The following is a 17,097-nucleotide window of genomic DNA, read 5'->3' on the forward strand; positions in this document are numbered from 1 at the left end:
AAAATGTCATAAAAAAGGTCGCCAAAAGGCGACCTTAGTCATTCCTTCGCAATAAAAACTAACTTTTTATGCGTTTGTGCAGTTCTTGCAAAGATGTCACCTTGATACGATCATCTGCTGAATGCGCCAAACAGGTCGCAAAGGCAGCATTTAATGTCGTCGTGTAATTCACTTTGTAGCGCAATGCTCCACGACGGATCTGGCGAGAATCTTCAATTGCTTGACGACCTTCAGTAGTGTTAACAATGTAGGTATATTCACCATTTTTAATACGATCAAGAATGTGTGGACGACCTTCATGTACTTTGTTAACTAAGCGAGGATTAATCCCTGCTTCACCTAAAATAATCGCAGTGCCGTGAGTGGCATCAATTTCATAGCCTAACTCAATCAGCTTAGAGGCTAAGTCGGCTACACGTTTTTTATCACTGTTACGAACAGAGAGTAACGCACGCCCCGACTTAGGCACTTCAGATGTGGCACCAAGCTGTGCTTTAGCATAGGCTTCAGCAAATGTATCACCCACGCCCATCACTTCACCCGTTGAGCGCATTTCTGGGCCTAAGAGTGGATCAACGCCTGGGAATTTATTAAACGGCAATACAACTTCTTTTACCGAGAAATAAGGTGGGATCACTTCTTTAGTAAAGTTTTGTGAAATTAAGCTTTGACCAGCCATCACACGTGCAGCAATTTTAGCTAAAGGAACGCCTGTTGCTTTAGATACAAATGGCACGGTACGAGCAGCGCGCGGGTTAACTTCAATCATGTAGATTTCGTTATCTTTTACCGCAAATTGCACGTTCATTAAGCCGATTACGCCTAACTCAAAAGCCAGTTTTGACACTTGCTCGCGCATTCTCGCCTGAACATCAGCACTTAAGGTGTAAGGCGGTAATGAACAACCTGAGTCACCAGAGTGAACACCTGCTTGTTCAATATGCTCCATAATAGCGCCAACAACCACGGTTTCGCCGTCACATACTGCATCAATATCGACTTCAATCGCATCATCTAAGAAGTGATCGAGTAATACAGGCGATGCATTAGACACTTTAACGGCTTCATTGAAGTAACGCAGTAAATCTTGCTTGTCGTAGACGATTTCCATCGCACGACCGCCCAATACATAAGATGGACGCACCACTAACGGATAACCAATTTTTTCAGCTTCAATCACCGCACTTTCAACAGTCGTTACAGTGGCATTTTCTGGCTGCTTCATGTTTAAACGTTGAATTGCTTGTTGGAAACGTTCACGGTCTTCTGCACGGTCAATCGCATCAGGGCTAGTACCAATAATTGGCACACCTGCGGCTTCTAACTCACGCGCGAGTTTAAGCGGAGTTTGACCACCGTATTGAACAATAACGCCTTTTGGCTTTTCGATACGCACGATTTCGAGCACGTCTTCCAAGGTGACAGGTTCAAAGTATAGGCGATCAGATGTATCGTAGTCGGTTGATACGGTTTCAGGGTTACAGTTAACCATGATGGTTTCATAACCGTCTTCACGTAAGGCTAATGCAGCATGCACACAACAGTAATCAAACTCAATACCTTGACCAATACGGTTTGGACCGCCGCCCAGAATCATGATCTTTTCACGGTTCGATGGGTTAGCTTCACATTCTTCTTCGTACGTTGAGTACATGTACGCGGTATCGGTTGAGAATTCAGCAGCACAAGTATCGACTCGCTTATAAACTGGGTAAATCTCATGTCGATAACGTAGTTTACGAATCTCGTTTTCATTGACACCTAACACAGCAGCTAAACGCGCATCTGAGAACCCTTTACGCTTTAATTGACGTAAATAGTTCTGCTCTAAGCCTGACATACCAAGCTCAGCCACTTTGGCTTCATGGGTAATCAAATCTTCAATTTGAATCAAGAACCAGTGGTCGACATTCGTCAATGTGAAGATTTCGTCACGGCTTAAACCGGCACGAAATGCATCAGCTATGTACCAAATGCGGTCACAACCTGGCTCTTTAAGTTCATGACGAATACGTTGCATGGCTTCTGGTGATTGTAAATCCACCACAGAATCAAAACCGTTACGACCCACTTCAAGTCCGCGTAACGCTTTTTGCAATGACTCTTGGAAAGTTCGGCCGATTGCCATGACTTCACCAACAGACTTCATTTGAGTGGTTAAACGGTCGTTTGCACCGGCAAACTTTTCAAAGTTAAAGCGCGGTATTTTAGTCACTACATAGTCGATAGCAGGTTCAAACGATGCTGGTGTTTTACCGCCAGTAATGTCGTTGCTTAGCTCGTCTAAAGTGTAACCCACAGCTAATTTAGCCGCTATTTTAGCAATCGGGAAACCGGTTGCTTTAGAGGCCAATGCTGATGAGCGAGATACCCGTGGATTCATCTCAATAATGACCATGCGGCCAGTATTAGGACAAATACCAAATTGTACGTTTGAGCCACCGGTTTCAACACCAATTTCACGCAGTACCGCTATCGAAGCGTTACGCATTAATTGATATTCTTTGTCGGTTAGCGTTTGTGCTGGAGCGACAGTGATTGAATCACCGGTGTGAACCCCCATCGCATCGAAGTTTTCGATAGTACAGACGATAATACAGTTATCGTTGCGGTCACGAACCACTTCCATTTCATATTCTTTCCAACCAATTAATGATTCATCGATCAATAATTCGTTAGTTGGCGACAAATCTAAGCCTTGAGAACAAATCTCTTCAAACTCTTCTTTGTTGTAGGCAATACCACCGCCGCTGCCACCCATGGTGAAAGACGGACGAATAATACAGGGGAAGCCCACCATATCTAATACGCCATAAGCTTCATCCATGTTATGAGCAATACCCGCACGCGGGCAGTCTAAACCAATGGATTTCATCGCTTTGTCGAAACGACTACGGTCTTCAGCTTTATCAATCGCATCTGCTGTCGCACCAATCATTTCAACATTAAACTCTTTTAGTACGCCTTTTGCTTCAAGCTGAAGTGCGCAGTTCAGTGCGGTTTGTCCACCCATAGTCGGGAGAATGGCATCTGGACGCTCTTTGGCAATAATGTTGCGTACGACTTCCCAATGAATTGGCTCGACATAGGTTGCATCGGCCATTTCTGGGTCGGTCATAATCGTTGCTGGATTAGAGTTGACCAGAATAACGCGATAGCCTTCTTCACGAAGTGCTTTACAAGCTTGCGCACCTGAATAATCAAACTCACACGCCTGACCAATAACAATTGGACCGGCACCTAGGATAAGAATACTTTTTATATCTGTACGTTTTGGCATTGCTTCTGTCTTCTCCCAGATAACTACTTGGCGTGCTGACGGTATTGTTCTATAAGCTCGATGAAATGATCGAACAGAGGCGCGGCATCGGTTGGCCCAGGGCTCGCTTCAGGGTGACCCTGGAAGCTAAATGCGGGTTTATCCGTTAGATGAATACCTTGTAATGATCCATCAAATAACGATTTATGCGTCACCTTGATATTAGCAGGTAGCGTGGTTTCATCAGCAGCAAAACCATGGTTTTGACTGGTGATCATCACGTTGCCTTTTTCAACATTGCTCACTGGGTGGTTTGCACCATGGTGACCAAATTTCATCTTTAAGGTTTTTGCGCCTGAGGCTAATGCTAATAGTTGATGGCCAAGACAAATACCAAAAACAGGGATTTCTGTTTTCAAAATTTGCTGGATGGCGGTAATCGCGTAATCACATGGCTCAGGGTCGCCAGGACCATTTGACAGAAATACTCCATCAGGATTCATCGCAAGTACGTCTGCAGCAGAAGTTTGCGCAGGTACCACGGTGACATCACAACCACGGTCAACCAACATACGTAAAATATTACGTTTTACACCGTAATCGTAGGCAACAATTTTATATTTGAGTTCAGCTTCTGGTGTTTCAGACGGTAAACCACCGACTAATTTCCAGCTACCATTGCGCCATGTATAGGCTTTATCGGTAGTCACTTCTTTAGCTAAATCCATACCTTTTAAGCCTGGAAATGCTTTTGCAGCTGCAAGTGCCTTCGCTTCATCTAGGTTGCCGACCATAATGCAACCGGCTTGAGCGCCTTTTTCACGCAAAATACGAGTTAGTTTGCGAGTATCAATATCAGCGATACCAACAACATTATTTGCTTTTAAATAATCGCTTAATGATTGTTGGTTACGAAAATTACTCGCCATAAGCGGTAAGTCACGAATGATTAAGCCACATGCATGAACCGAATCCGATTCAGTGTCTTCATCATTAGTACCTGTGTTACCGATGTGAGGATAGGTTAATGTTACTATTTGGCGTGAATATGAAGGATCCGTAAGAATCTCTTGATAACCTGTCATTGAAGTATTAAATACCACTTCACCAACAGAGATACCGGTAGCACCAATTGCGGTACCAGAGAATACGGTTCCATCTTCGAGTACGAGTAAGGCAGACTGTGTCAACGCGACCTCCAGAAAAGAGCCAAGCCACTTAAATTATGTGTTTTTTATTTTGCACTAAAAATACCAATTTCCGTTAAATTACGAAATTTTGGCAAATTCTAGCGATTGTATAAGAAATTCGTTTTTACGTCTATATTTTGCAGGATTGTTTTCAAAAAAAAACACCAACGAATGGTGTTTTTAGTTGCTAATTCAACCCTAGTACTTGCTGCATGTCGTATAGACCAGCATTTTGATCTGAGAGCCAAAAAGCCGCTCTCATAGCCCCATTCGCAAAGGTCATTCTGCTCGATGCTTTGTGGGTTATTTCTAACCGCTCGCCTATGTCAGCAAACATAGCGGTATGTTCACCAACAATATCACCAGCGCGAACAGTAGCAAAACCTATGGTATTACGGTCGCGTTCACCAGTAATACCTTCACGTCCAAATACCGCACATTGGTCTAAATCACGGCCTAATGTTTGAGCAATAATCTCACCCATTTTGAGCGCGGTGCCTGACGGTGCATCTTTTTTATGACGATGATGAGCTTCGATTATTTCGATATCGGTATAATCACCCATCACTTCAGTGGCAAGTGCAAGTAACTTCCACATCACATTGACACCAACAGACATATTAGGTGCTAATACCACAGGTACTTGTTCTGAATAGGCACCAATGAGCTCTTTTTGAGCATGATTGAACCCAGTTGTACCGATGACAATGGCTTTGTGATTTTTAGCACACCAATCAAGATGAATGATTGAAGACTCTGGTGAGGTAAAATCAATCAGAACGTCAAAATCGTTCACTACGTTATCTAGTGAATCGGTAATAACAACGTCCATTGCACCAACACCAGCAAGCACACCGGCATCAATACCGACTAAACTAGAGCCTGTACGATCTATCGCTGCGCCAAGTACGATGACTTGTTGCTGTCTAGCAGATTCAATCAGTGTACGGCCCATACGGCCACTGGCACCAACTACAGCAATTCTCACTTTTGCAGTCATTTATTTCTCCCAGTGTTAACTAAAGATAAACCTAAAAACAGCATATACAAAAACGCCTAAGTTGACTTAGGCGTTTTTAATAACTAGATAATTTCTAACAATTCAACTTCGAAGACCAAAGCTGAATAAGGCGGGATTGAAGCACCCGCGCCACGCTCACCATAAGCCAAGTGATGCGGGACATATAATTTAAGCTTAGTGCCAACAGGCATTAACTGTAATGCCTCAGTCCAACCAGCTATCACACCTGATACCGGGAACTCAGCAGGCTGGCCACGAGCAACAGAGCTGTCGAAAACATCACCACTGATAAATGTACCATGGTAGTGAGTACGTACAGTTGAATCATAGGTAGGCTTTTCGCCGTCACCTTGAACAAGTACTTCGTATTGAAGACCAGACTCAGTAATCGTAATACCGTCACGCTTAGCGTTTTCAGCTAAGAATGTTTCGCCTTCAGCAGCAGCGGCTTCAGCAGCAGCTTCTTGAGCTTCTTGTAAACGACGACTAATTTCAGTAAATGCAACTTGAAGCTCTTCCATTGATACTGCGCTTTCTTTACCGGCAAATGCATCAGCAAGACCAGCTTGAACAGCCGGGATATCAATACCTTCAAAAGAGTTTGCCGCTAGCTGCTCGCCCATTTGACGACCTACACCGTAGCTAGCATGCTGTTCCATAGTGCTGAACAAATCTGACATAATAATTTTCTCTCAATAAACATAAAAAATTCGCACCAGAGTTTATCACAATAAACTCCGTCAATGTTGGCAAAAAACGCTATTTAACTTGAGCAATTTTACACTCAGTCAAAGACTGTTTTCTTGCCTGTGTATAAAGCGGCATCACTTGATTTTGCGCCGCTTGTAAGTCTTCAATTCGATGACTGTGTGACGGATGAGTCGACAACAGCTCAGGCCCTTGTGCACCTCCAGCCTTGGCCATATTTTGCCACAAAGCAATGCTTTGCGCCGGATTAAATCCCGCTTTAGCCATTAGCTCTAAACCTACAATATCAGCTTCAGACTCTTGACTGCGGCCAAAGGGTAAAATAATGCCGACTTTTGCCCCTAAGCCAAGTCCGGCCATGTACAGATCTTTATTAGCAATTCCAGATGCGCCTATCGCTGCATCGGCGGCTTGCATACCCAAACCAGTAAGCTGGGCGCGAGATACTTGCTCATTTCCATGTTGCGCTAACACATGTGCCACTTCATGCCCCATCACAGTAGCAAGTTGATCTTGATTAACGGCGACCTTCAATAAACCGGTATAGACACCAATATGACCGCCCGGTAATGCAAAAGCATTAACCTGGTCTGAATCAAATACCACTACGTCCCATTGTTGAGACTGATCAGGTAATACTGCTGTGATACGCTTAGCAATACAATTGACATAGTCAGTTTGGGCTTTATTTTGACTTATTTTTTCACTTTGTTTCATTGCCTCAAACGACTGACCACCCATTTGCTGCATCTGTGTATCAGAAAACAATAAGGTCTGCCCTCGCCCCGTGGGCGATTGACTATTGACACAGCCCACTAATAAAGCAGCAACAAATAGGGTTAGTGCGAGAGGTTTCATGTTGTCATCCCTTAAACATTATTGAATCAAAAAGCTAATCCAGTATTAGCTTATTTTATACCAGTCTTTAGCGCGAATACATCACTTACAATATCAAACATCAGCTCGCATTAACGGGTCGGTTTGCGTTTGGTAAAATCACTAATACTGCGTTTGTTAGCTGTACGACGATTAGCTTGTTTATCGCGAGGCGCTCGCTTACTGGCTTCGCTAGTTGGCTTATCTGTTACGGCAAAACCAGCGAGTTCAGTTAACGGTAACGCTTGCCTTGTTAACAGCCTAATAGCATCCAAGCTTAATAACTCAGCATGACTCACTAATGACAAGGCAACACCACTTAATCCTGCCCGAGCAGTTCGTCCTATACGATGTACATATACAGCGGCCTGGCTAGGTAAATCAACATTTATGACCACAGGTAGAGCGTCAATATGGATACCACGAGATAATACATCGGTAGCCACTAGTACTGTTAACTGTTGATTTTTAAACTGCTCCAAAGTATGGCTTCGTACAGCTTGTTCTTTATCACCATGAAGTGCCGCGGCATTAATACCCGCTTTGACTAATTTTTTACATAATGAATCGACATCATCTTTAGCATTAACAAATACCAACACCTGTGACCATTGGTGCAAAGTAATTAAGTGGATCAGTGCTTTTGCTTTACTGCCTTTATTTACATGATATAAGGTTTGAGCGATATCAGCCACAGCACTATTGATCACATGCGCCTGAATACGCACATGTGCTGTCGTCAAAACTTGCTCGGCTAATGTGGTTAATGGCTCAGGCAATGTGGCCGAAAACAATAAACGCTGTCCAGTTGGCATCATTGCGATTAGCGCATTAATGTCGCCAATAAAACCCATGTCCAATAATCTATCTGCTTCATCAAGTACTAAGCTTTGCAGATGTTCAAACTGAATAACACCTTGCTGCGCTAACGCTAATAAGCGCCCTGGGGTCGCAACAATAAGGTTAGCAGGTTGTGTCAATCGCTCTACCTGCAATTCAATTGCTTGCCCGCCGCATAGCATATCAACGCGTAAATTTAATGCTTGCGCTAACGGGGCTAAATCTTGCATCACTTGTGAAGCTAATTCTCGAGTTGGCACTATGACCACCGCAGAAAGACCAACCTCTGGAGACAGACTCAAGCGCTGTAAAAGTGGTAAACCATAAGCATAGGTTTTACCGCTACCGGTTTGCGCCAATGCCAAGACATCTTGCCCAGTCAATATTGCAGGGATCGCTAATTGCTGAACGCGACTAGGCTCAGTCACTGCTGGCGGTAATGCGGTTAATAATGTTGGATTGAGCTGGAATACAGAAAATGACATACATAACGCCTAATGGTAAAAAAACAGCTAAATAAGTTGCTAAAAAATTGTATCGCTAAAAATGTGTTCGCCATGAACTAGACAGACATTGACGTCATCTGCAGAGCTATAACATGTCACCTTTTAGTACCTGATTATACCAGTCAATAAAAAAGGCTGTTTACCTAAAGTAAACAGCCTTTCATGATAGTCACGTTTAATGGAACGATACTAACTGTTTAAGTCTTGAAAAAACTTTTTTACGCCATCAAAAAAACCTTCCGCTTTAGGGCTGTGCTTTTTTGACTCGCCAGTTAAGGTCGCTTCAAACTCACGCAATAACTCTTTTTGTTTGTCATTCAAGTTAACCGGTGTTTCCATGACCACTTTACACAACAAGTCACCAACGGCATGGCTACGAACCGACTTAACCCCTTTACCACGCAAGCGGAACATACGCCCAGTTTGGGTTTCTGTTGGGATTTTAAGGCTAACTTTACCGTCTAATGTCGGTACTTCAATCTCGCCGCCTAATGCCGCTTTACTAAATGAAATAGGCACTTCACAGTATAAGTTATTGGCATCACGAGTAAAGATGGCATGTTCACGTACACTAACCTGCACATATAAATCGCCAGGAGGTGCACCAAACTCGCCCGCTTCACCTTCACCGGTTAAACGAATACGATCGCCTGTATCAACACCGGCTGGAATTTTAACTGACAGAGTTTTGCTTTTCTCGACTCGGCCTTCGCCATGACATTTGCCACAAGGATCTTTAATAATTTTACCGCGACCATGACAAGTAGGACACGCTTGCTGAACAGCAAAGAAACCTTGGCGCATTTGCACTTGGCCTTGACCATGACAAGTGCCACATGTGGTTGCAGAGGTGCCTTTTTTAGCGCCACTACCATCACACAAATCACATGCAGCGAGTGTCGGAATGCGTAATTCTTTGGTTAAACCACGGACAGCTTCTTCTAAAGATAATTCAAGGTTGTAGCGTAAGTCACTACCACGTGCAGCCTGACGTTGACCACCGCGACGACCGCCACCAAAAATATCACCAAAAACATCACCAAAGATATCGCCAAAATCACCTTGGCCACCGCCGTGTCCACCACGATTAGGATCGACGCCAGCATGACCAAATTGATCATATGCAGCTTTCTTGTCGCTGTCGGTTAAAATTTCGTACGCTTCTTTAATTTCTTTAAAGCTGGCTTCTGCGGCTTTATCACCCGGATTACGATCTGGGTGAAATTTCATCGCTAAGCGTTTGTACGCTTTTTTAATTTCGCGTTCACTGGTGTCACGTCCAACACCGAGAACTTCGTAATAATCACGCTTTGACATAGTGTTCTGTTTCTCGAAGGTGTGAGTAAGTTGTTAAACTTAATTTATACAAACGGGCGTGTGAGGATAGCCTCAACGCCCGCTTTTAAAGTAACTAACTGAAATGGTTAATTACTTTTTGTCGTCTTTAACTTCTTCGAACTCAGCATCAACAACATCATCAGCAGGCTTAGATTGGCCAGCATCTTGCGCTTGGCCTTCAGCTTCGCCTTGCGCTTTAGCTTGAGCAATTTCCATTAACTTAGCAGACGCTTCGATAAGAGCTTGAGTTGCAGTGTCCATTGCTTCTTTATCTTTGCCTTTAATAGCCGTTTCTAAAGTTGCAATTGCCGCTTCAATCTTTTCTTTTTCATCGCTTGCTAAAGCATCACCAGCTTCTTCAACTTGTTTTCTAGTTGAATGAGCTAAACCATCGGCTTGATTACGCGCTTTAACTAACTCTTCAAATTTCGCATCTTCGTCAGCATGAGCTTCGGCATCACGTACCATTTGCTCTACTTCTTCATCAGACAAACCAGAAGAGGCTTTAATGGTAATGTTTTGTTTCTTACCTGTTTTCTTGTCTGTTGCAGACACATGTAAGATACCATCAGCATCGATGTCGAACATCACTTCAACTTGTGGCTGGCCACGTGGTGCAGGCTCAATACCTTCAAGGTTAAATTGACCTAAAGACTTGTTTGCACTCGCTTGCTTACGCTCACCTTGAAGTACGTGAATTGTCACGGCACTTTGGTTGTCGTCAGCGGTTGAGAATACTTGCTGAGCTTTAGTCGGGATAGTGGTGTTTTTATCGATAAGCTTAGTCATCACACTGCCCATGGTTTCAATACCAAGAGACAATGGTGTAACGTCAAGTAGCAATACGTCTTTCACTTCACCTGAAAGTACGCCAGCTTGAATCGCCGCGCCAACTGCAACCGCTTCATCAGGGTTGACGTCTTTACGTGGCTCTTTGCCGAAGAAGTTAGTTACCGCTTCTTGTACTTTAGGCATACGAGTTTGACCACCAACAAGAATCACTTCATTGATGTCTGATACTTTTAAATCAGCATCAGCTAGGGCAACTTTTAACGGCTCTAAAGTACGTTGAATTAAGTCTTCAACTAATGACTCTAATTTAGAGCGAGTAATTTTAACCACTAAATGTTTAGGGCCTGATGCATCTGCAGTAATGTAAGGCAAGTTAACTTCAGTGTGGTTAGTGCTTGAAAGCTCGATTTTTGCTTTTTCAGCAGCTTCTTTCAAACGTTGCATCGCTAGAGGATCTCTACGAAGATCTAAGCCTTGGTCTTTCTTAAATTCGTCAGCTAAATAGTTGATTAAGCGGTTATCGAAATCTTCACCACCTAAATGAGTGTCACCATTGGTTGCTAACACTTCAAATGTTTGGTCACCATCATTACTGTCGATTTCGATGATAGAGATATCAAATGTACCACCACCTAAATCGTAAACGGCAACGACGTTGTCGCCTTGCTTCTTATCGATACCATAGGCAAGTGCAGCAGCCGTTGGTTCGTTGATGATACGCTTAACATCAAGACCTGCGATACGGCCAGCATCTTTAGTTGCTTGACGTTGTGAATCGTTAAAGTAAGCAGGAACAGTAATAACCGCTTCAGTCACTTCTTCACCTAAAAAGTCTTCAGCTGTCTTTTTCATCTTTTTCAAGATTTCAGCCGACACTTGTGGTGGTGCCATTTTATTACCACGAGACTCAACCCATGCATCACCGTTATCAGCGCCAATAATTTTGAATGGCATGATGTTTACATCACGTTGCACTTCATCGTCTTTAAAACGACGGCCGATTAAACGCTTAATCGCAAAAAATGTGTTTGCAGGGTTAGTAACAGCTTGACGCTTAGCAGGTTGGCCAACAATAATTTCATCATCGGTGTACGCGATGATTGAAGGGGTTGTGCGATCACCCTCTGCGTTTTCAATTACGCGTGCTTTGCCGCCATCAAGGACTGCTACACACGAGTTTGTTGTGCCTAAATCGATACCAATAATTTTGCCCATGGGGTCCTCCGAAATTGACGTTATTCGTCGCAAATATGTTATTTGATGTTGATATGGGGATGAACAACCAGTATTTCAAGCATTTTATTGCTTAACTTGAGATTCATATTAACCACTCATATCAGCCTTGATACCTATATTGGGACAGCAAAGTGAATTACAAGGGGAATGCTAAAAATTTATCGTGTTTTACTGATATTATTGACGCAGCATCAATGATGCGAAGGGGTTTTCTCTTCAACTAACAACAACAGCTTAAATAATTGTATTGTTGAGCTTACCACTGCAACGTGAGGCTAAACCGCCTGTTTATTTTATTTTGGTTAGCTGTAACAAGGCGCAAGCTTTGCCATGTCTTTTACTATTACCCCTTAAGCCTTTTACGTCTTATAACAGCATGAACTGATCGAATATTAGTCTCAAATAATCCAACGTTACTTAGGCAGTGATGACTGACCTTTGCAGCCGAGTTTACCGATGGCTAACATCAGCTAGCTCAGAGAGAATAGGCACTCGGGTATATTTTAATCCTCCCCATATTAGCTAACCATATCAGCAGAACTTATTGTCAGGATATTAAACAGCGTCAGACAAGCATTAAATAACGCTATTCATTTGATAAAAACACAACTAAAGTTATAAAAGTATCAAGGATGCTTAGAAAATAATCAAAATTCAATTAATTGAAGAGGTAGTAGGCAATGGGACTGCCAAGATGGAATTTAAGTGATAACACGGAACGTAAAATACGCATTATTATTTTAATCGTTGTGGCATTAATCCTTATCTATGAAAAGTTTTGTGGCATGAGCTCCACTCAATATCCAGCGATGTATTTAAGCGTGTTTTCACTGATAGCCACGTTTATGACCAATGCGGTACAGCGTCGCTATTTCACCTATGTAATGGAATACGCTCAAGCATTTAGAATTGTAGCCATATTAATGACCGGCGCTTTTTTTGTGATTTGGTTGTTAACCACCTATGAACGCTTGAATGAATCCGCAATGCCAAGCCATCTTATTTATAATATGTAATGCGCTATTTGATTGTCAAAAACCAGCTCTACATTCACAAATTATCAATAATAAGGACGCTTAACAGCGCCCTTATTATCATGAAGACCATCACCCAATCAGTTATTGTCTACAAGTATAATCGCCCCAGGCGAGCCACTTATACGTCGTCAAAGCATCTAACGCCATGGGACCACGAGCATGCAATTTTTGGGTACTCACGGCAACTTCTGCGCCAAGACCAAACTGTGAACCATCTGTAAAACGAGTACTGGCATTCACATACACTGCAGCGGAATCAACTTGATTCATAAAGTCGCTCGCTGTGTGAATGTTATCCGTTAAAATAGCCTCAGAGTGTCCTGTCGAATATTGACGAATATGCTCCACCGCTTCGTCAATATCATTGACCACTTTGATCCCTAACGTAAGTGATAACCACTCGGTTGAGAACGACTCATCATGCGCTGGAGTAACATCAAAACCTAGACCGTCAAGATAAGGTAAGGCAATGGCACAAGCATGGAAACGTACCCCAAGCGAATGTAAATGTGAGGCAATATTTGGAATAAATTCAGCGGCTATCTGTTGATGTATTAGCAATGTATCTAAGGCATTACACACTGTTGGGCGTTGCACTTTAGCGTTAGCAATCACATCTATTGCACGGACTAAATCGGCCTGTTTATCAACCAATAAATGACAGATGCCAATCCCACCAAGAATCACTGGAATACTCGATTGTTCAGCACACAACCGCTGCAGATTTTGTCCACCACGGGGGATAATCATATCGACATATTTGTCGAGCCGGAGCAAACCACTAACAAGACTACGCTCAGGTGAATCAATAAGCTGCACGGCATCTTTAGGTAAATCTAGGCTCACGAGTGCATCTCGAATGACTTCACTTAGCACTTTATTGGAGGTCAGGGTTTCTTTACCGCCGCGCAAAATCACAGCATTGCCAGTCTTTAACGCTAACACAGCAATATCAACGGTGACATTCGGCCGAGCCTCATAAATCACTCCCACTACCCCTAATGGGACACTGCGACGTGTTAAGCGTAAGCCGTTATCTAATACTCGACTTTCAGCTTCTTTACCGACAGGGTCAGCTAGGGCGATGACATTATCAATGTCAGCGATAATCCCGCCAAGCCGTCCTTCGTCCAGCATCAACCTATCGATCATGGCTTCGGTTAAACCACTTTGCTTCGCAGCAATGATATCTTGTGCATTGGCTTGTAAAATATCATCTTTTCGCTGAGCTAAGTGATCGGCAATAGTTGCTAACAACAGGTTTTTCTGTTTTGCCGTTAAACTCGCTAAGATAAAACTGGCAGCTTTAGCGCGTTGACCGAGTAGGGTTAAATATTCTGTTTCTGTGGCTGACATCTGCTTATCCTTAATTATCGAGTACGACCATATCATTGCGATGAACCACGGCATCCCCGTAGTTATAGCCGAGTAAACTTTCTATGTCATCAGAGTGTTTACCGCTAATTTTAATTAAATCATTGGCACAATAACGGCTAATGCCTTTAGCCAAAATCTTACCGATTTGATTCACGATCAGTAAAGTCGCACCGCGCTCAAAATGACCTTCTACATCAATAATACCTTTAGACAATAAGCTACGACCATTAGCAACGACGGCAACCGATGCTCCAGCATCAATGACTAATTTACCTTGCGAAGCTGGGCCGGCAAGGATCCATTGCTTGCGACTTTCTAATGGATTTTCTATGGCACTAAAATGAGTACCAACAGACTCTCTAGCCGCTACTCTGGCGATAACATCAGGATGATGACCGGAAGCGATGACCACTTCAATCCCCGCACGGCGAGCCACATCGGCAGCTTCTAGTTTGGTTGCCATACCACCCGTTCCAAGTCCAGACACAGAACCGCCAGCTAACAAACGCAAACTGTCGTCGATATTAACAACTTGTTTAATCAACTGTGCTTCTGGATGCGTGCGCGGATCGGCATCAAATAAGCCTTTTTGGTCAGTCAGTAAGATCAGTAAATCAGCATCGCAAAGCAAGGCTGCACGGGCGGACAAATTATCATTATCACCCACCTTAATTTCATTGGTGGCAACGGCATCATTTTCATTAATGATCGGGATAATATTATGAGCTAATAATGCATTTAAAGTGTCACGGGCATTTAAATAACGTTCGCGATCTTGCAAATCAGCACGAGTTAACAATAACTGGCCAACATGTAAGCCGTAAATACTAAACAATTGTGACCACGCCAAAATTAACTGACTTTGACCTACAGCTGCAAGTAACTGTTTATTCGCCATAGTGTCGGGCAACACCGGATAATGTAAATGCTCTCGCCCAGCAGCTATTGCGCCCGATGTACACAATACAACTTCAACGCCTGAACGCATAAGCGAGGCCATTTGCCTGGCCAACTCAACCATATGTGCTTTATCGAGCTTTTTACTGCCAGATGTCAGCACGCTGGTGCCTAACTTAACTACTACGCGGCGATAACCCATTTATCTCACTCAGCTTGCAAAAAATATTCAGTTCATTTTTATACCCAATTCACTCGATAATTCATAGTGAAAGCCGCTAATAGTGGAATATTTATCGAGATTAACTATTTTCAGGTTAATAAATGGTTATCAAACAGTCTCTAATCCTGCTAACTCAGTTTCATTAAGCTTAAATAGCTTGGCTATTGGCGCCTTATTAGAAAAACAAAAAAAGGGCTAATAGCCCTTTTTTGTTTTGGCCTTAGCCAATTTATAACCATTTACCCTATTGATGAGCAACGGATTAACTATAAATAAATTTCGCCACAAACAATGCTGCTACAACTAAAATACCTGAATTTAAATCTTTAAAACGTCCTGTCATCAATTTGATTGCAGCGTAAGAAATAAACCCAAGGCCAATAGCATTGGCAATAGAGAAAGTTAACGGCATTAATAAACATGTCACCACCACTGGAGCGGCTTCCGTTATATCTTCCCAATCAACATTCACCAGACCCGACATCATTAAAATAGCCACATAAAACAAGGTACCAGTTGTTGCATAAGCTGGCACCATAGCAGCTAACGGCGATAAAAATAACGCCGCAACAAACAACAATCCAACCACCACAGCGGTTAAACCTGTGCGGCCGCCAGCACTTACCCCTGCAATACTTTCAATATAGCTAGTCGTCGTTGATGTACCCAATGCCGCACCGGTAATGGTGGCAACACTGTCTGCTGTTAATGCACGTTTAACTCGCGGCAAGCGGCCTTTTTCATCCAGTAATCCACCACGTTGTGCAACAGCAACTAAGGTGCCGGATGTATCGAATAAATCAACAAACAAAAAAGCAAAGACTACAGATAACATGCTAATTTCTAATACACTAGACAAGTCCATTTTCATGAATGTCGGTGCAATAGACGGTGGCATAGCAACTAAGCCTTGATACTGTACGTCACCAAAAATCATGCCGAGAGCCGTCACGATCAAAATACTAAAAATAACTGCCGCTTTCAGGCCACGATGCACCATAGCAATAATTAAGAAGAAACCTAACGCCGCCATCAAGGCTGGAAATGAGGTAATGTCACCCATAGTCACTAATGTTGCAGGACTTGCCACAACAATGCCGGCATTTTTCAAGCCAATTAATGCTAAAAATAAACCAATACCTGCCGCGATACCAAATCGCAATGACATAGGAATACAGTTAACAATCCACTCGCGGATCCTAACTAGAGATAGAATTAAGAAGCACACCCCAGACATGAACACCGCACCAAGGGCCGTTTCCCAGCTATAACCCATTTCACCAACTACAGTGTAAGTGAAAAAAGCATTAAGCCCCATACCAGGCGCTAATGCGATAGGGTAATTAGCCAATAAGCCCATAACTAAGCACCCTATGGCAGCGGCTAAACATGTGGCAACAAATACCGCACCATGATCCATTCCTGCATCAGCAAGCATCATAGGGTTGACGAAAATAATGTAGGCCATGGTTAAGAAAGTAGTAAGACCGGCTATCGCTTCTTGTTTAAGACTCGTGTTGTGTTGTTTAAGTTTAAATAATTTTTCTAACATGGAGCGAAGGTCCTTGGGCAAAGGTTAACGTTGAGTTTATCGTTTTAATCGTTACAGATGAGGATAAGGCATGCTTACATGCTAAGCCGACATCTTTACGCAGGATAGGTGTGAATCAGCGGGAAATTATAAGTACTTACGACCTTGATAGCTATCAATTGCCTTTTTATTGAAAGATTTCAGTTTTTTATATAACGCACTAACCAATTGGCTAAATTTCAGGTAAAAAAAAGCCTACTCAAAAG

General features: G+C 42.9%; 12 protein-coding genes. 1 reads left to right on the top strand and 11 read right to left on the bottom strand.

The window, feature by feature from the left end; translation table 11 throughout:
• Positions 1-58: 58 nt before the first annotated feature.
• The 8 genes from carB to dnaK all read right to left on the bottom strand — a co-directional run bounded on the left by carB (position 59) and on the right by dnaK (position 11,745).
• Entirely contained in the window at positions 59-3,280 is a 3,222-nt protein-coding gene (carB, locus tag H5114_RS02050; RefSeq protein ID WP_124017649.1) for a carbamoyl-phosphate synthase large subunit, read from the bottom strand.
• A gap of 23 nt (positions 3,281-3,303) precedes the next feature.
• Entirely contained in the window at positions 3,304-4,461 is a 1,158-nt protein-coding gene (gene carA / locus H5114_RS02055; protein ID WP_124017650.1) for a glutamine-hydrolyzing carbamoyl-phosphate synthase small subunit, read from the bottom strand.
• Between the two features lie 175 nt (positions 4,462-4,636).
• Complete coding sequence (gene dapB / locus H5114_RS02060) at positions 4,637-5,449, bottom strand: 4-hydroxy-tetrahydrodipicolinate reductase (RefSeq protein WP_124017651.1); 813 nt, start codon at positions 5,447-5,449, stop codon at positions 4,637-4,639.
• 83 nt (positions 5,450-5,532) lie between these two features.
• Positions 5,533-6,150: an FKBP-type peptidyl-prolyl cis-trans isomerase gene (locus H5114_RS02065; RefSeq protein WP_124017652.1), complete on the bottom strand. Its 618-nt coding sequence runs from the start codon at positions 6,148-6,150 to the stop codon at positions 5,533-5,535.
• Between the two features lie 79 nt (positions 6,151-6,229).
• Positions 6,230-7,036, bottom strand: coding sequence for a M48 family metallopeptidase (locus H5114_RS02070; protein WP_124017653.1), 807 nt, complete (start codon positions 7,034-7,036; stop codon positions 6,230-6,232).
• A gap of 110 nt (positions 7,037-7,146) precedes the next feature.
• On the bottom strand, positions 7,147-8,379 hold the full coding sequence (locus H5114_RS02075) for a DEAD/DEAH box helicase (protein WP_182722051.1): 1,233 nt from the start codon (positions 8,377-8,379) through the stop codon (positions 7,147-7,149).
• Between the two features lie 210 nt (positions 8,380-8,589).
• Positions 8,590-9,717 (bottom strand): molecular chaperone DnaJ, encoded by a 1,128-nt coding sequence (dnaJ, locus tag H5114_RS02080; RefSeq protein ID WP_124017655.1) that lies wholly within the window; start codon positions 9,715-9,717, stop codon positions 8,590-8,592.
• 111 nt (positions 9,718-9,828) lie between these two features.
• Complete coding sequence (gene dnaK, locus H5114_RS02085) at positions 9,829-11,745, bottom strand: molecular chaperone DnaK (protein WP_124017656.1); 1,917 nt, start codon at positions 11,743-11,745, stop codon at positions 9,829-9,831.
• Between the two features lie 701 nt (positions 11,746-12,446).
• Between dnaK and H5114_RS02090 the strand changes: the two genes are divergently transcribed.
• Entirely contained in the window at positions 12,447-12,782 is a 336-nt protein-coding gene (locus tag H5114_RS02090; RefSeq protein ID WP_124017657.1) for a hypothetical protein, read from the top strand.
• A gap of 102 nt (positions 12,783-12,884) precedes the next feature.
• Here H5114_RS02090 and H5114_RS02095 read toward each other — a convergent pair whose 3' ends face one another.
• The 3 genes from H5114_RS02095 to H5114_RS02105 all read right to left on the bottom strand — a co-directional run bounded on the left by H5114_RS02095 (position 12,885) and on the right by H5114_RS02105 (position 16,852).
• Complete coding sequence (locus H5114_RS02095; protein ID WP_124017658.1) at positions 12,885-14,159, bottom strand: glutamate-5-semialdehyde dehydrogenase; 1,275 nt, start codon at positions 14,157-14,159, stop codon at positions 12,885-12,887.
• Between the two features lie 10 nt (positions 14,160-14,169).
• Complete coding sequence (gene proB / locus H5114_RS02100) at positions 14,170-15,279, bottom strand: glutamate 5-kinase (protein WP_124017659.1); 1,110 nt, start codon at positions 15,277-15,279, stop codon at positions 14,170-14,172.
• 283 nt (positions 15,280-15,562) lie between these two features.
• Entirely contained in the window at positions 15,563-16,852 is a 1,290-nt protein-coding gene (locus tag H5114_RS02105; protein ID WP_124017660.1) for an NCS2 family permease, read from the bottom strand.
• Between the last annotated feature and the right edge of the window lie 245 nt (positions 16,853-17,097).

This window comes from Shewanella sp. SR43-8 (genome assembly GCF_014163775.1).
Taxonomy (GTDB): domain Bacteria; phylum Pseudomonadota; class Gammaproteobacteria; order Enterobacterales; family Shewanellaceae; genus Shewanella; species Shewanella vesiculosa.